At 39.6% G+C, this 19,043-nt stretch carries 20 protein-coding genes and 1 pseudogene; 15 read left to right on the top strand and 6 right to left on the bottom strand.

All coding sequences use genetic code 11. The features are described 5' to 3' along the window. Positions 1-19: 19 nt before the first annotated feature. On the bottom strand, positions 20-772 hold the full coding sequence (locus D4N35_RS16205) for an alpha/beta fold hydrolase (protein WP_120075555.1): 753 nt from the start codon (positions 770-772) through the stop codon (positions 20-22). 321 nt (positions 773-1,093) lie between these two features. Between D4N35_RS16205 and D4N35_RS16200 the strand changes: the two genes are divergently transcribed. The 3 genes and pseudogenes from D4N35_RS16200 to ppsA all read left to right on the top strand — a co-directional run bounded on the left by D4N35_RS16200 (position 1,094) and on the right by ppsA (position 4,952). After that, positions 1,094-1,687: a TetR/AcrR family transcriptional regulator gene (locus tag D4N35_RS16200; protein ID WP_120075554.1), complete on the top strand. Its 594-nt coding sequence runs from the start codon at positions 1,094-1,096 to the stop codon at positions 1,685-1,687. Between the two features lie 317 nt (positions 1,688-2,004). After that, a pseudogene (locus D4N35_RS16195) lies at positions 2,005-2,124 on the top strand (TnsA endonuclease N-terminal domain-containing protein); the annotation flags it as partial. 212 nt (positions 2,125-2,336) lie between these two features. Continuing rightward, positions 2,337-4,952 (top strand): phosphoenolpyruvate synthase, encoded by a 2,616-nt coding sequence (gene ppsA, locus D4N35_RS16190; RefSeq protein WP_120075552.1) that lies wholly within the window; start codon positions 2,337-2,339, stop codon positions 4,950-4,952. Positions 4,953-5,796: 844 nt separating this feature from the next. Here ppsA and D4N35_RS18470 read toward each other — a convergent pair. After that, complete coding sequence (locus tag D4N35_RS18470) at positions 5,797-5,868, bottom strand: hypothetical protein (protein WP_235870412.1); 72 nt, start codon at positions 5,866-5,868, stop codon at positions 5,797-5,799. Positions 5,869-6,086: 218 nt separating this feature from the next. Here D4N35_RS18470 and D4N35_RS16180 point away from each other — a divergent pair, with 218 nt between their 5' ends. Then, a complete protein-coding gene (locus D4N35_RS16180; protein ID WP_120075551.1) occupies positions 6,087-6,623 on the top strand; it encodes a dihydrofolate reductase family protein in 537 nt (178 codons plus the stop codon). 423 nt (positions 6,624-7,046) lie between these two features. Here the strand turns inward: D4N35_RS16180 and D4N35_RS16175 are convergent, their stop codons facing one another. Together D4N35_RS16175 and D4N35_RS16170 are read right to left on the bottom strand one after the other, a co-directional pair. Next, the gene (locus D4N35_RS16175) at positions 7,047-7,646 is read right to left on the bottom strand and encodes a hypothetical protein (protein WP_120075549.1); all 600 of its coding nucleotides are present in this window, start codon (positions 7,644-7,646) and stop codon (positions 7,047-7,049) included. Between the two features lie 158 nt (positions 7,647-7,804). Next, entirely contained in the window at positions 7,805-8,407 is a 603-nt protein-coding gene (locus tag D4N35_RS16170) for a TetR/AcrR family transcriptional regulator (protein ID WP_120075547.1), read from the bottom strand. A 175-nt stretch (positions 8,408-8,582) separates the two neighbouring features. Here D4N35_RS16170 and D4N35_RS16165 point away from each other — a divergent pair, with 175 nt between their 5' ends. Beyond that, positions 8,583-9,152: a hypothetical protein gene (locus D4N35_RS16165; RefSeq protein WP_120075546.1), complete on the top strand. Its 570-nt coding sequence runs from the start codon at positions 8,583-8,585 to the stop codon at positions 9,150-9,152. 212 nt (positions 9,153-9,364) lie between these two features. Here the strand turns inward: D4N35_RS16165 and D4N35_RS16160 are convergent, their stop codons facing one another. Then, positions 9,365-10,000 carry a LysE family translocator gene (locus tag D4N35_RS16160; RefSeq protein WP_120075544.1) on the bottom strand — a complete coding sequence of 212 codons (636 nt, stop codon included), beginning with the start codon at positions 9,998-10,000 and terminating at the stop codon, positions 9,365-9,367. 242 nt (positions 10,001-10,242) lie between these two features. Then, a complete protein-coding gene (locus D4N35_RS18565; protein WP_260842237.1) occupies positions 10,243-10,371 on the bottom strand; it encodes a hypothetical protein in 129 nt (42 codons plus the stop codon). 486 nt (positions 10,372-10,857) lie between these two features. Here D4N35_RS18565 and D4N35_RS16155 point away from each other — a divergent pair, with 486 nt between their 5' ends. The 10 genes from D4N35_RS16155 to D4N35_RS16115 all read left to right on the top strand — a co-directional run bounded on the left by D4N35_RS16155 (position 10,858) and on the right by D4N35_RS16115 (position 18,641). Next, on the top strand, positions 10,858-11,268 hold the full coding sequence (locus tag D4N35_RS16155) for a hypothetical protein (RefSeq protein WP_120075543.1): 411 nt from the start codon (positions 10,858-10,860) through the stop codon (positions 11,266-11,268). A 57-nt stretch (positions 11,269-11,325) separates the two neighbouring features. Further along, on the top strand, positions 11,326-11,604 hold the full coding sequence (locus tag D4N35_RS18230; protein ID WP_120075541.1) for a hypothetical protein: 279 nt from the start codon (positions 11,326-11,328) through the stop codon (positions 11,602-11,604). Then, positions 11,601-11,804, top strand: a complete 204-nt coding sequence (locus D4N35_RS18225) for a hypothetical protein (RefSeq protein ID WP_120075540.1) — start codon at positions 11,601-11,603, stop codon at positions 11,802-11,804. The genes D4N35_RS18230 and D4N35_RS18225 overlap by 4 nt, the downstream gene beginning before the upstream one ends. Continuing rightward, positions 11,755-12,327, top strand: a complete 573-nt coding sequence (locus D4N35_RS16145) for a response regulator transcription factor (RefSeq protein WP_120075538.1) — start codon at positions 11,755-11,757, stop codon at positions 12,325-12,327. The genes D4N35_RS18225 and D4N35_RS16145 overlap by 50 nt, the downstream gene beginning before the upstream one ends. Positions 12,328-12,412: 85 nt before the next feature. Next, positions 12,413-13,327 carry an ABC transporter ATP-binding protein gene (locus D4N35_RS16140; RefSeq protein WP_120075537.1) on the top strand — a complete coding sequence of 305 codons (915 nt, stop codon included), beginning with the start codon at positions 12,413-12,415 and terminating at the stop codon, positions 13,325-13,327. Beyond that, complete coding sequence (locus tag D4N35_RS16135; protein WP_120075535.1) at positions 13,324-14,064, top strand: ABC transporter permease; 741 nt, start codon at positions 13,324-13,326, stop codon at positions 14,062-14,064. Before D4N35_RS16140 ends, D4N35_RS16135 begins: the two co-directional genes overlap by 4 nt. 93 nt (positions 14,065-14,157) lie before the next feature. Beyond that, entirely contained in the window at positions 14,158-14,874 is a 717-nt protein-coding gene (locus D4N35_RS16130; protein WP_164876409.1) for a GNAT family N-acetyltransferase, read from the top strand. Between the two features lie 514 nt (positions 14,875-15,388). Then, positions 15,389-16,240 carry a 23S ribosomal RNA methyltransferase Erm gene (gene erm / locus D4N35_RS16125; protein WP_120075532.1) on the top strand — a complete coding sequence of 284 codons (852 nt, stop codon included), beginning with the start codon at positions 15,389-15,391 and terminating at the stop codon, positions 16,238-16,240. 270 nt (positions 16,241-16,510) lie between these two features. Next, positions 16,511-17,392 carry a putative RNA methyltransferase gene (locus D4N35_RS16120; RefSeq protein ID WP_120075530.1) on the top strand — a complete coding sequence of 294 codons (882 nt, stop codon included), beginning with the start codon at positions 16,511-16,513 and terminating at the stop codon, positions 17,390-17,392. Positions 17,393-17,561: 169 nt separating this feature from the next. Then, entirely contained in the window at positions 17,562-18,641 is a 1,080-nt protein-coding gene (locus tag D4N35_RS16115; protein WP_235870411.1) for a PQQ-dependent sugar dehydrogenase, read from the top strand. The last annotated feature ends 402 nt before the right edge of the window (positions 18,642-19,043 follow it).

Here is a 19,043-nt window from a genome sequence, read left to right as displayed (position 1 = left end):
TCTGCACTTTTATTTTGCACTACACATCTGGTAAGCTCAAAAAAAGACTGATATGGTCGGAAACTTCCTTAGGGTGGGTCAAAGTGATGATGTGATTAGCACCAGGTATACGCACAAAGTTAATATTGAGAACTTCCTTATATAATTGTGCGATTTTAAAGAGATCTCCTGAGTCCTTCTCGCCTATGATAAAAAGTGTCTTCGTTTTAATTTCTCCCAATCTTTCCATCGCTGAATTGGAGGAAACAGTTTCGAATGTTTTCCAATCAAAAGTCTTTTGAATATTGTGTATCATCATTTCGCGCAATAAATCGTATGCTTTTCCGAAAGAAACACTCCAGGAAGGCTCGCTTAATGTTATATTAGTCATTTTCTCGACATCTGGTGCAGCTTTAAAAACTCGGCTCTCTAATTCCGCATGTTCGGAAGAAAATTTAAACCCCGACAGGCCTGGAGCGACCAATACCAATTGAGACACCCTTTTTGGATAGGTCAGAGTAAAATCAGTTGCAATTTGTCCACCTAGGGAATGTCCAACGAGGGCACCTTTCTTAATTTTAAGATGGTCCAAGAGTTTTCTAAGATCCTCAACATAATCAATGGGTTTATTCGGAACAGGTGACTTCCCTGCACCCCGGACATCAGGAGTGATTACTTTGAACGACTTTGAAAGATGTGGTGTGATGAATTCCCAGTCACGTGAATCCATAGCTCCACTATGAAGTAGTATAACCGGCTTTCCGTTTCCTTTAATTTCGTAATGAAGATCCATCTATTTCAATCTCCTTTCCCTGAAAAAAGTAGGCACTGCCCATGACTATCTTCGTTTCATTTCTAAGATTCCTTCCCTTATCCCCTAAACTGTTCATAAAACCATTTATTAAACTTATTCGGTTAATAAGGAAGTTTAATGTACCTTACAAATGATTTAATTGTTCAAGAAGGTCCTATTTCACCACTTTGATAATGTCCATCCGCTTTAATGTTCCAATGAGTGATTTCAAGAACCTTAACATCCCCCCTTATTTATTTCACACACTGTGATGAAATGATAATAACACAGTGTGTGAAATAAAAGCAAGAGGTGATTTGAGTGCCGAAAATAGTTGATAATGATCACAAAAGAAAAATGATCGCTGAAACAGCTTGGAAAATTATTGAAACGGAAGGCATTGAAAAAGCATCTATCCGAAGAATTGCATCTGAAGCTGGAATGTCTACCGGAGCACTAAGACATTATTTCTCAAACCAAGATGAATTACTATTATTTATTATGGAATATTTTCTTGTTCGTGGGAAAGAACGGTCGGAGAATAAATCATGGTCAAAAAACCCTCTTATTGCGGTACAGGAAACGTTGTTAGAATTAGTTCCTGTGGATCGGGATAAACAAACTGAAACTTGCATTTGGCTAGTTTTCGCCATTCGCTCACTTACAAGTGTAGCTTTGAATAAAAAAAAAGATGAACTAACTGAAGGAGAATATATTTTAATGGAGGCACTGCTTGAAATATTGATAAAAGCAGGCTATGTAAATAAAGACATAAATATTAAAATAGAAAAATTAAGGCTTTCGGCCGTCATTGAAGGTTTATCCATACATGCTCTATTAAGACCGGATATATTCACAATTGAAAAAACGGAACAAATTATTACTCACCACTTAAATGAACTTTGCAACCAATAATATATTAAGTTAAACATTTGTTTTCTAAATAAACCCTCTGGAATTACTCGACAATGAAAAGAAGTAGGATCCCACCATAAAATCCGAAGAGCCATTTTAAATTAAAATGATTTTAAAAGTAAGAAATTAGTAAATGGCTAACTAAAGGGACTTCATCCGAATTCGGAGTTTATTAAAAATGCCTCAACTCAATTTATAGACGAAATAGCATCTGAATTAACAGGAGAGGAATTCATGACACCGGGAATGACATCAAGGAAAAATCTCGTCTGAATATCATACTTGAAAAGTAAATTAATAATTTCGGAGGTGTAGTTATGTCTAAACGCCAAACTGGTTGGACCGAAAAGAAAATTGACCGATATTATAAAGAAGGCCGTGGCCAAGGAGAATTAGGAAATTATAAGCCTTGGCTGACGATCCAAGATGTGCCGTCCATAAAAAAGGGACAGTTACGATAAATAATCAGTAACTGTCCCTTTCCTTGACTTAATTATATCATGATTAATCAAAAATTTTCAGTCTTTTTTTAATTTTTTTACCTGCTAGTATTAATCCAGCGGTGTAGAAGCTTCGATGAGACATTTAACATGGTCAGATGAGCTTTTTTGTTAAATGATTTATCGAATCAATAAAAGGAGGGAAAGAAATGAAGAAATATGTGCTAGAGTTTCAAGAGATTGATAAAACGAGACAAATGGTGGTTGGGGGAAAAGGGGTTAACTTAGGGGAGTTATTGAAAATTCAAGGAATACAAGTGCCAGAAGGTTTTTGTGTTACGACAGAAGCCTATCAAAAAGCCCTTGAACAAAATGTAGCCTTCCATGCATTGTTAGACCAACTGACAATGCTAAATGCAACAGATCGAGATCAAATTGGTGAAATCAGCAGAAGGATTCGACAAACCATTATCGAAACAGAAATTCCTTCTGATGTTGCGGGCGGAGTTGCTCACTATCTCTCCCAACTTGGCGATGAACATGCATATGCAGTGCGTTCCAGTGCAACGGCTGAAGATTTACCTCATGCTTCTTTTGCCGGTCAGCAAAACACCTATTTAAATATCATTGGCAAAGAAGCAATATTGAAGCATATCAGCAAATGTTGGGCATCCCTATTTACGGATCGTGCTGTCATTTACCGCATTCAAAATGGATTCGACCATAGTCAAGTATATTTATCCGTTGTCATTCAAAGGATGGTTTTTCCACAGTCTTCAGGGATTTTATTTACCGCTGATCCGATTACTTCTAACCGAAAGCTGCTATCCATCGATGCTAGCTTTGGACTTGGAGAAGCACTCGTCTCTGGCTTGGTATCTCCCGATTGTTATAAAGTGCGTGATGGGGAAATCGTCGAGAAGAGAATCGCAACTAAAACATTGGCTATCTATGGACGAAAAGAAGGCGGAACAGAGACACACGAGATCGATCCAGATCAGCAAAAGACTCAGACCTTGACTGACCAACAAATTTTGCAACTGGCACGCATCGGCAGACAGATCGAAGCTTATTTCGGCCAGCCGCAAGATATCGAATGGTGTTTGGCCCAAGATACATTCTACATTGTCCAGAGTCGGCCAATCACGACTTTATACCCCATCCCTGAAGATAATGATCAGGAAAATCACGTCTATGTATCTGTTGGTCATCAACAAATGATGATCGACCCCATGAAACCATTGGGATTATCTTTTTGGCTGTTAACGACTCGTGCCCCCATGCGTAACGCTGGCGGAAGGTTGTTTGTTGATGTAACACCTATGCTGGCTTCACCTGCTAGCAGAGAAATGGTATTAAATAACCTAGGACAATCCGATCCGCTAATCAAAGACGCACTGATGACCGTCATCGAGCGAGGAGATTTTATAAAATCATTACCAAATGACAAAAAAGAACAGAGTGCCGTTAAAAGCAAAGAAGCTATACCGCCTGCGGGTTCTCAAGCACAACTCGAAATCGATCCGACAATCGTTTCTGATTTGATTCAGCGTAGTCAAACATCGATCGAGGCATTAAAACAAAATATCCAAACGAAATCGGGATCGGATTTATTCGATTTTATTCAAGAAGATATCCAGCAATTAACGAAGATGTTATCCGACCCACAAAGTTTGGGTGTTATTATAGCTGCTATGGATGCATCATCATGGATTAATGAAAAGATGAACGAGTGGTTAGGTGAAAAAAACGCAGCAGACACGCTGTCTCAATCGGTACCAAACAATATTACTTCGGAGATGGGTCTGGCGCTATTGGATGTCGCAGATGTGATTCGCCCTTATCCGAAAGTCATTGATTATTTACAACATGTAAAAGACGAACGCTTTTTGGATGAACTGGTGAAGTTTGATGGTGGACAGGAAACCCGAGACGCGATCTGTGCTTATCTCGACAAATATGGAATGCGATGTGCCGGAGAAATCGATATTACGAGAACCCGATGGAGCGAAAATCCGACTACACTTGTCCCCATTATTCTCAGTAATATCAAAAACTTTGAGCCGAATGCCGGCAAGCGGAAATTTGAGCAAGGGCGACGGGAAGCTTTGAAAAAAGAACAAGAGTTATTGGATCGATTGAAGCTATTATCGGATGGTGAACAAAAAGCCAAAGAAACCAAACAAAGGATCGACTTCATCCGGAATTTCAGCGGGTTTAGGGAATATCCGAAATACGCCATGGTCAATCGCTACTTCGTTTATAAGCAGGCTTTGCTGACAGAAGCCGAACAACTCGTACAAGCAGGCGTGATTCATGAGAAAGAAGATATCTACTATCTCACTTTTGAAGAACTTCGCGAAGTCGTCCTCACAAAGAAACTGGATGACCGGATCATCAGCAAACGAAAAGACGAGTACAAATTATTTGAAAAACTAACTCCGCCGCGTGTGATCACGTCCGATGGTGAAATCATTGCAGGTCAGTACAAGCGAGAAAATCTCCCAGCTGATGCGATTGTGGGTCTACCTGTGTCTTCCGGAGTTATAGAGGGAAAAGCACGTGTCATCTTAAACATGGAAGATGCTGATTTAGAAGATGGAGATATATTAGTTACCTCTTTTACTGATCCTAGTTGGACACCATTGTTTGTATCCATAAAAGGCCTAGTCACTGAAGTTGGTGGATTGATGACCCATGGAGCAGTTATTGCACGTGAATACGGTTTGCCCTCAGTTGTCGGTGTAGAAAATGCCACCAAGCTGATCAAGGATGGACAAAGGATCAGAGTAAATGGAACTGAAGGGTATATCGAAATATTATAATTGCTAAATACCTTACAGTAAGAAAGATGTTTTAAGGATTTTTGTTCGACTATACCAGCTAATATCAGAAAAGACTATTCCATTAATGGGCGCGATTGTTGAACAACCTAATGTAACGACTTTATTGTAACCATCTGTAGACTGTTACCAGCAATTGCCCCAAAAATTAAAGTAATTGGGGGAATAACTGCTTATGAGCTCATGTCGTATGATAAGGCTGGGTCCNGGAAGCTGACGCACATGCAGTTCAATTTTATCAGAAATTGGGAGGCGAATCTTTTAAAACACGCCAGTTTCATTTTAATCTTTAACGAACTTCTAAAAGAAGTCCCCCACTTCAAACGGCGATAGCCCTCCGGGCAACGGCCGTTATCTCAGAACCGCCGGCGAAAGCTGGATTCCGTGCACGCCAGCGGAAACCCCTCCTTAGCTGATTCAATCTTTAATCGGTTAAGGAGGGGAGGTTCATTTCAGCGGCCCTCTAAAAGTTTCATCTTCAATCTTTGCTGTGTGTATGCGTGATACCCTGTAATTACGCAGTTCTCCATTCGCCTGTTTATAGACGATTGTTAGCCTTTTGCCTTCCCACACTGCTTGCTGGACTGTTTTAAGTGCATGAACGCTTTCCTTAGTTTGTCGCCAAGTACCTGAGTAGATATGAATTCTTTCCCAGCTCACTTGTGCCTCTTCTTGAAAAGTTTCTGGGATGGGCTAATAATTTTTTGTCTCGTATCCAATGTTTGTTTATTGAATCCTAAGTCTTTCAGCAATTCTTCCGAAGGGAAAAGAAAGAGCGATTTGACATCGCCAATGTTCAACCCGCTTAAGTGAGTGCGAAAATTATCTAACAGACGCCAATCTCCGTCTTTCCCTCGATCCGAATAATCGGTATTCTCGCATGACTTAAGGCGTCCATATCCCTTAGAATTGTTCTTTCTGAAACCTCAAGTTTGTTTGCAACTCCTTGGCTGTCATTTTCCCTCTATTTTGCAGCAATATCATTATGTTGAGTAACCGATCAGCCCGCATAATCTTTTAACCTTCTTTCGAAGTGCAAATTTATTTTTTATATGACAAGAGATGTCATATTAATGTTTTATACTTAATCTGTAGAAACGGAAAGGAGAATGATTGATGACTGAAAGTCGGAAAGTGGTATTATTTATTGCAACAAGTTTAGACGGGTATATTGCGACAAAAGAGGAGTCACTTGAATGGTTGTTTAAAGTAGAGGGAGAAGGAGATAATGGCACTTCTGAGTTTTTTGACACGATTGATACCGTTTTAATGGGGAAAACAACTTACGATTGGATTATGGAACATGAGGGTGACAATAGCTGGCTGTATTCTGATAAAAATTTTTATGTGTTTACAAGGTCTTCGATTGCTGATACGGAGCAGGTGAAATTTATTAGCCCCAATATTCCGGACTTTGTAAATAAACTAAAGAAACAGGAAGGGAAAAATATTTGGATGGTTGGAGGAGGGGAACTGCTATATTCCTTCCTAAAAGAGAATGCTGTTGATGAGCTCATCATAACTATCGCACCAACGCTCATTGGAAGTGGGATTCCTTTGTTTAAGAAAGGGGATTATCACTTAGAATTGTTATTAAAAGGGACAAGGAAGTTTAATCAATTTGTAGAATTGCATTATGAGGTTAAGAGGTAAAACGTCTGACAGATAAAATAATATGCAAGTAAGCCTTGCAAAACCGAAATAAAGTACTTTTAACATAGGTAGTGCAGATGCTCCCAAGGTCCTCACAAAGGGCTGGGATCATTTTTTTGCGAACAACAATAGCCTAATCCGCCGTCATTGTACAGAAAGGATTAGGCTATTGTCAGCTGTTTATTCGCTTTGGCTCCGTCATACAAGGTGGCTTCTACCGTTACTGTATTGATTTTCGGTAAGCTATTCGATTTGTACGGTAGATTATTTACTCATGTTTGGCAGCCAATCACCTGACGTCAAGATCTGCTGTGACGCCTTCCATACGGGCAACCTCGATCCCTTCCGCTTCTGTTCTACCCCATGCGCAAGCCAACTTAAAAACTACAGGCAAAAGAGCCGAGATTAAAAAGAAGCGATTTTTTAATGGAAATGGTTGTTTCGGCTTCCCAGCCAATTCTTGAATTCGTCAGGGGTACGTACATTACTATCTAATACAGCAGTATAGATATCGAAGCTTGTTACTTGCTTCCCATACTCGGGTCGTGCGGACCAAACGGTTTTAATGCTTAAAATAGAGACAATCGCTGCAGGAGTTAGTCGATCAGGCATCGTACGAATATGCTGCAAATCGGGCTGTTTTTCAGGCTCGTCCACAAACCAAATATCCAGTTCCCATTTGTTTCCAATGTTGGATTCGTAAGTGATACCTAGAAAATAACCGTCGGGATAGGCTGGATCAGTGTTCCAATTGCCCGTATCATTTATGAATTTTAAATCGCGGACTTGAGGACTGGACATCAATTGTGAAGCTATTCCGGAAATTGCAGCGATGTTTAACTTAGAACAAACGACTGTAATATCGAGGTCTCTCCAAGCCATTAAACCTAAAGCCGCACTCCCTACTTTTACTGGTGTACCGGCTTCTGTCAGCAATTGCTTAAGGTGCATTTCTTCAACAATTGAATCTGCTTCAGCTTGTAGCTGCAGTTGGCGGGCAAGTAGTTCTTCCTGTTTTATCATTTTCAACGCTCCCTGGTAACATCCATTTTTGCACTACAATATAACGAATAGATGGACGTGTTTTCTGTGAAGTACGCTATCGTTGTTGTATATAGATAAGAAGCTCTAATAATTACAAAGCAATATTGTCAATTTTGCAAAAAAGGATTTGGTTTGCACTATTCCTGAAGCTGTGCCCGTCCAGCTACCCCATAAAAGAACAACTCCATCAATTGATCCATATTCTCGGTTGTCCACTTTTGATTCGATCCCTCCCAATTCCGGACCAGTTCATTCTGGAACATTGTAAAATAACGCATTATTATCTCTTCAGTTTGATCTTTTCGAATATACCCCTCTTGTTTTCCAAGTGCGACAAACTTCTTAAAAAAAGGTACGACCTTCTGCTCGCTATAACCGTCCATCATTTGTATCAACCCTCTTAAATCAGAAGATGGGAATTTCGGAAACTCATCTGCTAAAATTTTCAAATTTTCAGCCTCCAACAGCATGATTTTTTTAGTTATTTCAAGAAAAGATAACCCGGAATTCAGTATGTCCTCGTACTGTGCCAACTGCTTGTCCAGCCAATTCGTCAGGGAATCAGTATAAAGCTGCTCTTTTGTCCCGAAGTAATTATATATGGTTGCAGGGGAAACATTCGCTTTATGCGCAATCTCATTCACGCTAACCTTCTGAAAGCCGTATTTGAAAAATAATTCAATCGATGCGCTGAATATTTGCTCCATTTTTTTCTGTTTCCGTCGTTCGTAACCGTTCATCATCGTTCACCTCATATGTAGTGTAACCAAAATTTTAGACTGATTCAATAAAAACAGTACAAAATATATTGAACAATGAAGTTCATGTAGATATAATAGTTTTAGTGATAAATGCTACACATAATATATAACTTTATAAAAAGGTGTTATTTATTGATGATGGGAGTGGCGTGAAATGAGACAGCTTCGAATTCCTTCTTTTTTGCATGATGTATTTGGCGAGAAACAGTCTGTTGGATCTATTTTAGCGATACTGCTTTTTGGCGGTATGTTGGCGGCTGCGTTATATTACCGATTCCCTGAATTGGCTAACGATTTGCCGGTGTGGCGCAGCGTCCTGGCATTATTATTGATTTTCGATGTTTTTGCGGGCGTTATAGCGAATTTTACAGCATCAACTAGCAATTTTTATGCGGTGCGTAAAAAAAATCGGATCGTATTCATCGCGATCCACGTCCATATCGTGCTTATTGCCGTGCTTCTCAATACTAATATTGGGTATTCAGTAGGGATATGGGCTTATACGATCATCGGGGCTTTTATCGTAAACTCCCTTATTGGGAAGCATGTGCAATTATTTGTAGCGGGCTTGCTTTTGTCTGTTGGTCTGGGGGTCGTGCCGATGCTGCCAGGAATAACTCCATATATGTTGACCATTAGCTTGCTGTTTCTGATGAAAGTATTGTTTAGCTTCGCAGTCGATCATTATGGAAATACGAAACATAGTACTAAAAAAGAGGTATGAATACTACGGCTAGAATTAATATTTTTGCGCTCAATGCTCAGAGAAAATAGGGTTTGTTGATTTTGTCTTGGAAGTAAAGTAACCATCTATCTGATACACTGATAGATGGTTACTTAGGTTGTTTAAAAATAAGCGTTTTCTTTCATTCTATAATTTTATAGGAATTATGAAGTAGGTTAAGTTTTGGGAAACGAATAGTTTATATTCGCCATCTATTCTTGAGTTTGAAGCGCCAAACGTATGCCTAATCCAATATAAATCAAACCAACAATTTTCTCGATTTTATGAGCAAAAGCACCTGATGTTTTGAACATCTTTGCTCCAATGAAACTTGTACAATAAGCCAAAAAAGTGGTATATATGATACTCATTAGCACAAATACAATACCTAAAACAAAAAGTTGTAATGTCACACCACTTCCGTCATTTTGGATAAATTGAGGTAAAAATGCTAAAAAGAATAACGCTGTTTTAGGATTCAATATTTCTGCTAAAAAGCCTTGTTTAATTGATTTCCAACTCGAGCTTTTATCTGTACTCACAGACGTTTGTTCAAGGTTTGGTTTTTCTTCTTGTTTAGCCTTTGTCAGTAATATTTGAATTCCTAAGTAAAATAAATAAAGAGCTCCGATATATTTGACGATTTCAAATGCTAGAGCAGAACTTAATAATATCGCTGATAACCCTAAAACAGCGAACAACACGTGAATACTATCCCCTAAGGCGATTCCACAAGCAGTCATAATACCATTTTTTCTCCCGCTTTTTATCGTTTGAGAAATTGTAATAATCACTGCAGGACCTGGGACTAAAAATAAAAGAAACACAACGACAATAAATGAAAACATGTTGTCACTCCACCTTTCTTCCATAAAAAATCATAACATTTTCATTATTATGATATGCTGATTTTCTATCAATTTAAACTTGAATGAATATCGAAATACTCTTTTTTATTAATTAGTTGAAAAGTATTGTATCGTCGTATATTTAAAACAAATTTTAAAAAAATTACGATGACCGGCACTGTTGCATGGAATGCCATTCTAGGTGAATCATGGACAAATATTCTACAGTTTATGGATATATACTAAATATTATAAATTTTCAAATTCCATACAATTTTTGGCATAGCCGTCGCAACAATCGATGACTCTGCAGCCGCTAAAAAGGTAGCGGCAAAGATAGAGATCATAACCATCGATCGATTCATGTTCATAATAATAAGCATCCTCCTTTATTTGGTTTAGCATGTATAGCTTCCAAATAAAGGTGGGCACTTGTTTATACATAAGAATATGATCATAACGTTCATCACAGCCTAACATCGACATTACGATATGAACAGCGCGAGTTGCTCACGGAAAGGTTTTCCTTCCAAAGTGATTCGCCTCAATTTTTAAAATATTTATGTTTAAATGGTATCTTTAATAATTAGAATTTGTCAATAAATAAAACTGTCCGGATTTATGTAGGTTAAAGGGGGAGTACCAGCAATAAGGAAGAAAATTAGAAATGTAATCGGGCCAGTCTGTAGATGTTGCCGCCATTTTTCCTTAAAAAGTCATTTTTAATAACATGAACCGATCCGAAAAACCTTTAAAAAAATGATATTTATCATTTCAAAAAAGTGATATGCATAACTACCGGCCCCTGTAGGCTTTTCGATATGCTTTTAATAAATTAAATGAAGGAGGCACAAACAATGAGAAAAGGTATATTAGTCGGTTTATATGCAGGGGTTATTTCAGGAGCGGCAGGTATTGCTGCGGCTTACCTGTTAGGTGCTGTGACAGGCCTGTGGTTCTCCCAGTTAAATTGGATCTCCATTGCCGTTGCTTCGATCATCACAAATATTGCCGGGGCAATGATTTTCGTAAAGTGGTTTCAAAAAACTGCTAGACCTTCACTCTATTATGTTCTGCTGACCGGGGGTGTCACTCTGTTGTCTTCACTCAATGTTTGGGCCAATCCGCTCGCAGATAAATTCTGGGTTATTGCACAGCCGGTGCATGTCGTGGTCTTCTTACTTTCGATCTGGTTGGTTCCGATGTGGCTGAAACACGGGAAGCAGACCCAAATTCCCGGGACCCCGATTACCAACGAAAAAGGTTAAGGTCAATGGCTCAAAGCCATATGGTATGATAGAGCAAAATGAGGAAGGTGGTAAGAAATGGCTCGCGCCAGACTGCCGTGGGAAACAATGATGCTGCTTCTTCCATTGATTTCTATGATTATTTTTCCGCAACCGACAGGGTACAACTATCTTTTGTTTTTTATAATCGCAACAGCTCATTTGATCAGCATTATGAATGCGAAACACCGAACCTTTTTCATCATTGTTCAACTGGTCGCGATTGCTTTATGGGGAGCTTTCTTGAGCCCGTGGGAATTGAGCTTCGGCTTTTATCCGGCTTTGGTGATCGGTTCGGCAGCGGCCTGTTGGGTATGAAAGAACGGTTGTTTCTGATCGAAGGGAAACTTGAAATGGAAACCGGGGAAACAAAAGGAACAAAAATCACGATTATCGTGCCGAAAGTCAAGAAACCGGCGATCAAGAAGGAGGGAATCCAAGAGAATCGTCATTGCGGAAGATCAGGGAATGCTTCGATCCGCGGTCAGCCAGTTGTTGGCCCCGGAAGAAGATATTGAAATTGTTGGGGAAGCCAACAACGGTGAACAGGCTCTCCGGATGTCAGGAAAAAACGCCGATATTGCCGTGCTCGATATAGAGATGCCATTGTTAAGCGGACTGGAGGCAGCGGAAAAGTTGAGGGATGAAGGCAGTGAATGCCGGGTCGCCATCGTGACCACCTTTGCCCGAAGCGGCTACCTGCAACGTGCCGTGAAGGCCGGAGTAATGGGTTATTTGCTAAAAGATACGCCCGTGTCCGAATTGGCGGAAGCACTGCGAAAAATTCACGCGGGCAGGCGTGTCTTCAGCCCGCACCTTACTTTTTCCATGATGGAAGAAATAAACCCACTGACGAAACGAGAATCCGAGATATTGCTGCACCTGAAGAAGGGGGATTCCGTCAAAGAAATCAGTAAGGCTTTATATATATATCCAGCTACGATCCGCAACTACATTTCCGAAATTATTCAGAAGCTTGAAGCGAGAAACAGGATGGATGCCGTCTCAATTGCCGAAAACAAAGGGTGGCTGCCGGAATAACCTTTTTGTAAAATAAAACTGATTTTTTGATGCAAGACTGAAGAGTAAAAATCCATTCACTTTTTATGAGAGAAGGAGAAAAAAGATGAAACATGTCATTGAAGTTGAAGGATTGACCAAACAGTACGGGGAAACCCGAGCCGTACAGGGGATTTCTTTTACAGTCGAAAAAGGCGAAATTTTCGGGATTATCGGTCCGAACGGAGCCGGTAAGACCACAACCATTGAGATTCTGGAAGGACTGCGGAAAAGAGATTCCGGAAACGTGCACGTACTTGGCTTTGACCCCGGCAAGGAATCCGACCGCTATCAATTAAATAAAAAAATCGGGGTGCAGTTCCAGGCCACATCCATACAGGAGTTAATGAAGGTCAAAGAAGCGCTGAATCTGTTTTCCTCTTTTTATGACACACATCATAACCTGATGGACATTATTGAACAATTACATTTGAAAGACAAACTCAATTCGTATTTCAAGGATCTTTCCGGTGGCTGGAAACAAAGGGTAACGCTCGCTTTATCTGTTTTGCATCAACCCGAAATCGTATTTTTGGATGAACCGAGCATGGGGCTTGATCCGCAAGCACGCCGAGAGTTGTGGGAAGTCATCCATACCCTGAAGGAACAAGGAACCACCATCCTGGTCACAACGCATTATATGGAAGAAGCCGAAAAACTTTGCGATCGTATCGCCATGGTGTACGACGGCCGAATCCGGGCACTTGGAAAACCGAATGTGTTGCTCGAAGACCTGGCGACAAACTACCTGGCGTTTGAGAGTTTCGATGTGGATCCCGATGTATTGATCGCCCTGCCCGGTGTGATTCATGTGGAGAAATCCGCGGATCGGGTGAGAATTCAAACAGAGAATCTCCAGCGTTCCGCCTACATGGTTTTAAAAGAATGTGAAGAACGCGGTTGGAAAGTGGCCGCATTCCGTTTCGAGCGAGGCACGCTGGATGATTTGTTTGTCCACCTGTTAAAGGAGCGATCAGCGTGAATAAAATTGTGAAACTGTCGGTAATGGAAACAAAGTTATTTTTTCGAGAAAAAATGGCCGTGTTCTGGACCTTTTTGTTTCCGGTTCTGATGATCTGGCTATTCGGGGCGATGTTCGGAAGCGCAAAAATCGGTGGGATGACCTATAGCAATGCTTACATTCCTTCCTGGATTGCCGTGAATATCTTGACCACTGCGTTTTTTGGAATCGGAACGGTGATGGCCAACTATCGTGAAAAAGGCATTTTGCGACGCTATCAGGTCACAACAGTAAGGCCCTGGATGGTGTTAACGGCGCAAACCGTGCAGGGAACCGTCATTTTTACCATCAGCGCCGTAATTATTCTCATTTTTGGATTCCTTGTGTTCGATTTACATGTACCGAAATATTTGGGAAGTACCTTGTTGGCAATACTATTAAGCCTGGTTGCCTTCTTCCCGTTCGGACTGTTGATCAATTCAATTGCCAAAAGCGTTCGGACTGCCTCAGCCATCAGTTCACTTGCCATGAATTTGATGATTTTTCTATCGGGAGCCACCTTTCCGATTGAATGGATGCCAAACGTATTACGTGTTATCGCCCACATCCTTCCGCTTTACTATGTCATTGATTTAATAAGGCAAACATGGAATTTCACACCGATTTGGGAGAATGGGGTGGATGTCGCGGTCCTCCTTGGTGTCGCCATCGTGTCAATCATTTTGTCCTCACGGTTTTTCCGCTGGAGCGGGGAGTAATTCTCTAAACGACAAGGTTTGGCGGAAAATCATAAATTGTTAAATAGAATAAAAGCCAGTACATTTCAAAATGCATTTGGAGGAATGGACGGTATGGAGGAAATAACGGAGTTAAAAAAAGCTGTAGATTTTTTTATTCGGGGTGAGTATTATTGCAGTCGCCAGCCTGCATCCCAAATACATGATTATGATTCTATAAAGCATCTTGCTTTTGGTACAAATGTTGATGGCAGAACTGACGAGTTTATCGTTTATAATTCAAATCCTGCTCACTTTATTGATACAATAAATAAACTGGACATAAAAAAAGACTATTGGCTTACTTTGTTTTCTGACGAAGAACCGTATAGTTATGGTGCGGAGGGATATACCATCAAAAGTACAGAGTTTCTTATGATTTTAAATCTGGATAGCTGGTCTTTTGAAACAGATAACAAGATCATCAAGTGTGTCCAAACTGAGGAAGAAGCTCGACGTATCAATCATTTTTTCAATAAGGCCGCTATCGATCTTAAGAAATTAAATGATCCAAATCTGCATTTTTACGTTGGTGAAGAAAACGGGCATCCTGCATCTCATGGAAGCTATGCACTACTAGATAAAACCGTATTTTTGAATGATGTCTTTACTTCAAAAATGCATAGGGGTAAAGGAATGGCCAAAGCACTTTGCCGAAAAATGCTTATGGATGCCAAGCAGGAAGGTGCTGTCCAGAGTGTACTTGTTTCTAGTCAGATTGGGCATCCTTTATATCTAAAATTGGGATATCGAGATGTATCAAAAATGTGGGTGTTCGAAAGAAAATCTTAAACAATCGGGTGATTATTGAAGTTAATTAATATTTTTTAATGACTGATTTTTTGAAAAATGGGTTCGGATTGCAGTGTGGATAACTGAGCAGCAAGTAATGTTTTCATTGACTTTATCTATTGTGAAAATTATAATAAATACGATATTTAAAGTAATTAAACTAAGGTGGGTTGTTAAAAAATGGGTATTGTATGGATTAGATTGCGTTTTTCAACTTTATGCAGCTAATTGAATACTGCTTAAAGTCTCTGCCTGCAGGCAGAGTAAACGGGATCCGTCTGCCCTTTTTTAATAATCTTCATTAAAAAACTTATTAAAATATGCATTTGTGAAGAAAGGTGGATTGTTCTGCCTTTCTTTTTTTGTGTAAATTTTTACCTCAACCCTTAATTGGTGTGGATTATTTGGGATATGGTTCTAGGCTCAACTTTTATTTATAAAAGGCGAGGCTTCTTTCCTTTACTCTAAATCGCGGGCAGAAGACTGCGATTTTTTATATTGGAGGGAAAATCATATGACCAAAAAAACACATAAATACAGCAACAAAAAATTAAGCCGTGGAGAGCCTCCCAACTTTTCCGGACAGCACTTGATGCATAATAAAAGGCTGCTTCATGAAATCGTGGATCGAGCGAAAATATGCAAAGAAGATACAGTTTTAGAATTAGGAGCGGGAAAAGGTGCTTTGACGACAGTCCTCAACGAACGAGCAGGAAAGGTATTGGCGGTAGAATATGATTTTAAATTCGTCGAAGTTCTTAAAAAGAAAACGGCGCAAAGTCAAAATACGAAAATCATTCATCAAGACATCATGAAAGTCCATTTGCCGAAAGAAAAATTTGTCGTTGTATCAAATATTCCTTTCTCGATTACGACACCCATAATGAAGATGCTTCTAAGTAATCCATTGACCTGTTTGCAAAGAGGGGTTATTGTCATGGAAAAAGGTGCGGCCAAAAGATTCACGTCAAATTTTGTGAAAGATCCATATATAGCCGCTTGGAAAATGTGGTTTGATATTCAGTATGTTAAAGTGATTTCAAGAAAGAATTTCTCTCCACCACCAAGAGTTGATTCGGCAATGATTACAATAAATAGAAAGCCTAAACCGATTGTATCTTACAGCGATTATGTAATCTTTTGGGGATTAGCCGATTATGTGCTTAAAAATCCCCAAATATCTGTCGATTTAGCATTAAGAGGTGTATTTACACCACCTCAAATTAAGCATTTAAAAAGGAGTCTTCAAATAAAGAATGAGATTTCAGTTGCGACTTTATCGGAACAGCAATGGGGACTCATATTTGAAACAATGGTGAAGCATGTTCCAAAATTCAGATGGCCAAAGATAAAAAAGCCGTATTAAACCATTTTTGAAGTTTTAAGCGACCACCTGCTAAAGCGGGTGAATTTTGACATGAATGCCGACGACTAAAGTCGTATTTCAGGCCGAAGCCCTGCTCAAAGTCCAAAAGCTAAGCATACTCGAAGTCGGGTCTTGAAAGATCTTCCTTTCAAATACTGAAGACTTTACTTAATGCCATAATTGGCGGGCAGGACAATATTCCATTATTGGCCCGGTTGTAGAAAAGGTATATAGGACGGCCTGTGATATTTTATAGAAAGGAAAAGGATTATGAATCAGAAAGAAAGAAGTGCTGAAGCGGTAAGCGGAATCGTGGATGTGTTTAGATGTCCACTATGCAATAGTCCGATGAAGGTTTTTGCTTTAAAAAGCCTCATCTGCTCGAACAGTCATACGTTTGATTTTTCAAAGCAGGGCTATGTCAACATGATGAATCGCCCTTCAAATGGACATTACGACAAAAAACTTTTTGAAGCAAGACGAAGAATAATCATGGAAAGTAACTTATACACATTGTTGCATGAGAAGGTTTCAGAAATGCTCAAGAAGCATTTGGATGGCTCTTATGAACCAACTGTACTTCTTGATGCTGGATGTGGTGAGGGTTCTCATTTACAAAAGACTTTAGATGAATGCAAGAATGATGCGATAACCGGTATTGGGTTGGATATTTCAAAAGAGGGCATCATGATGGCTGCCAAAAATTATAAAAGTCCGATTTGGCTTGTCGGCGATTTAGCAAACATACCCTTGTCAGACCAATCATGCCACGTTGTTTTGAATTGCCTTTCACCTGCAAATTATGAGGAGTTCAAAAGAATCATGGCTCTGAATGGCCTCATTGTGAAGGTTGTTCCCCGTTCCAATTATTTAAAGGAATTACGGGAAATCCTTTTTACTGATAAAAATAAAAAGACTTATAACAATGATGAAATCGTATCGCTTTTCAAGCAACATTTTCATTTGGAGGAAAATGTCAAATTAAGCTATGTAAAGGAATTAAACCAAACAGAGTTAATAAATCTCGTTCAAATGTCCCCTCTTGCTTGGAATTCAAAAAAGGAACAAATCGAATCATTTATGAATCAAGATTCTGTTGGGATAACCGTTGATCTAGATATTTTGGTTGGTGTCACTAAGCATATGAATTAGCAGTGGAGAGTGATGAAAATGACAGTATTAATGATGACTTTACAGTTTCAATTAAGAGAATGAATTAAATTCAATCTTGTGTCTACATGGGGAGGTTGTGGATCAGAAAGATAATGGAATAGAGGATATGCGCAGATAGATGAAGATAAAGAGGGAGGAATAGTTAAAATTGAAAAAAGTCTTGGCATTATCGATTGCTGCTGTCTTTTTAATAGCGGGTTGCTCTGAACAACGAAGTTCCCCTGATGATTCGGAATACATGGAAAAACCAGAACAATCTTTACCTGCAGAAGATTTGGAAGTCATTGCGGACAACTTGGATGTTCCGTGGTCCATCGAAAAATTAGAGGATACCATTTATTTAACAGAAAGATCAGGGAACATTGTCAAAATAGAAGGAGACGAGGTAGAGCGGCAAAGTGTAGAACTAGAAGAAGAGGTGTCAACAGCTTCAGAGGCAGGGCTGCTTGGATTTGTGCTTGCCCCTGACTTTTCCGAATCGAACCAAGCGTATGCCTATTATACGTATGAAAACAGTGGAGGACAATTCAATCGTATCGTAACGCTTCGATTAGAAGGCAATATATGGAGAGAAGAGAGCCTGCTTCTTGACCAAATTCCCAGTGGTACTTACCATCATGGCGGAAGACTTAAAATAGGGCCTGATGAAAAACTGTATGCAACAGCAGGAGACGCTTCTGAGCGTGAAATAGCACAAGATCTTAATTCATTAGGCGGTAAAATTTTAAGACTGAACCTCGATGGATCGATACCAGGTGATAACCCGTTTCCAGACTCCTACGTTTATAGCTACGGACACCGCAATCCTCAAGGGATTACTTGGTCATCGGATGGTACGATGTATGCAAGTGAGCACGGTGATAACGCAAATGATGAAATCAATTTGATCAAGGCCGGTCAAAATTACGGTTGGCCGATTATTGAAGGAGAAGAAAAGCAGGAAGGTATGGTTTCCCCTTTATTCACTTCCGGAAACGAAGCGACTTGGGCACCATCCGGGATGGCGTATGATAATGATAAATTATATGTTGCAGCTCTCAGAGGAACTGCCGTTTTGGAATTTGATTTAAAAACGAATGAACAACGGGAACTGGTAACGGATCTTGGTCGAATTCGAGATGTTTTTATTGAGGATGAATACCTTTACTTCATTAGTAATAACCTTGATGGTCGGGGAACGGGACAGGAAAATGACGATAGGTTATACAGGATGCCGCTTTCTGATTAAATACTTAAAATCGTGACCTGCAACCTTTGGGCAGACTTCCATTGGCTGCTATTGTCATATGTAAAAAACCATTGACGTGATCAATAGAAGGTGTTAGTATATTTCTACTGGCAATACAAACTAGACTATTGTTGAACCAAACGCAATAATTTAAAATTGTATTGACGCCAGGTTTTAAAAAATGTTATATTAGGAAAGTCGCCTCAAACAAGGTTGAAAAATATTTTTTAAAAAGTTGTTGACAACCTGAAATGCGCGCGGTATAATAGAAAAGTCGCCCAAGAGAGCGGCGAACAAGTTTGATCTATGAAAACTGAACGAAACGAAACGTCAATAATTTTGATGTAACAATGGTTTGAACCATTGCCAGCTTTATGAGCTACAAACTACTTTAATGAGAGT

Origin of the sequence: Siminovitchia fortis (assembly GCF_003605365.2) — a bacterium.
GTDB lineage: Bacteria > Bacillota > Bacilli > Bacillales > Bacillaceae_C > Siminovitchia > Siminovitchia fortis.
Note: the sequence above shows the minus strand (reverse complement) of the source record. Positions and strands in the feature narration are given on the sequence as shown.

Coding starts and splice junctions, on each gene's coding strand:
- D4N35_RS16145 (WP_120075538.1), top strand. CDS start 11,755: ATGCTTCGATCCGCGGTCAGCCAGTTGTTGGCCCCGGAAGAAGATATT.
- D4N35_RS16165 (WP_120075546.1), top strand. CDS start 8,583: ATGAGACAGCTTCGAATTCCTTCTTTTTTGCATGATGTATTTGGCGAG.
- D4N35_RS16140 (WP_120075537.1), top strand. CDS start 12,413: ATGAAACATGTCATTGAAGTTGAAGGATTGACCAAACAGTACGGGGAA.
- erm (WP_120075532.1), top strand. CDS start 15,389: ATGACCAAAAAAACACATAAATACAGCAACAAAAAATTAAGCCGTGGA.
- D4N35_RS16170 (WP_120075547.1), bottom strand. CDS start 8,407: ATGAACGGTTACGAACGACGGAAACAGAAAAAAATGGAGCAAATATTC.
- D4N35_RS18225 (WP_120075540.1), top strand. CDS start 11,601: ATGAAAGAACGGTTGTTTCTGATCGAAGGGAAACTTGAAATGGAAACC.
- D4N35_RS16155 (WP_120075543.1), top strand. CDS start 10,858: ATGAGAAAAGGTATATTAGTCGGTTTATATGCAGGGGTTATTTCAGGA.
- D4N35_RS16130 (WP_164876409.1), top strand. CDS start 14,158: ATGGAGGAAATAACGGAGTTAAAAAAAGCTGTAGATTTTTTTATTCGG.
- D4N35_RS16175 (WP_120075549.1), bottom strand. CDS start 7,646: ATGATAAAACAGGAAGAACTACTTGCCCGCCAACTGCAGCTACAAGCT.
- D4N35_RS18565 (WP_260842237.1), bottom strand. CDS start 10,371: ATGAACATGAATCGATCGATGGTTATGATCTCTATCTTTGCCGCTACC.
- D4N35_RS16180 (WP_120075551.1), top strand. CDS start 6,087: ATGACTGAAAGTCGGAAAGTGGTATTATTTATTGCAACAAGTTTAGAC.
- D4N35_RS16160 (WP_120075544.1), bottom strand. CDS start 10,000: ATGTTTTCATTTATTGTCGTTGTGTTTCTTTTATTTTTAGTCCCAGGT.
- D4N35_RS18230 (WP_120075541.1), top strand. CDS start 11,326: ATGGCTCGCGCCAGACTGCCGTGGGAAACAATGATGCTGCTTCTTCCA.
- D4N35_RS16120 (WP_120075530.1), top strand. CDS start 16,511: ATGAATCAGAAAGAAAGAAGTGCTGAAGCGGTAAGCGGAATCGTGGAT.
- ppsA (WP_120075552.1), top strand. CDS start 2,337: ATGAAGAAATATGTGCTAGAGTTTCAAGAGATTGATAAAACGAGACAA.
- D4N35_RS16205 (WP_120075555.1), bottom strand. CDS start 772: ATGGATCTTCATTACGAAATTAAAGGAAACGGAAAGCCGGTTATACTA.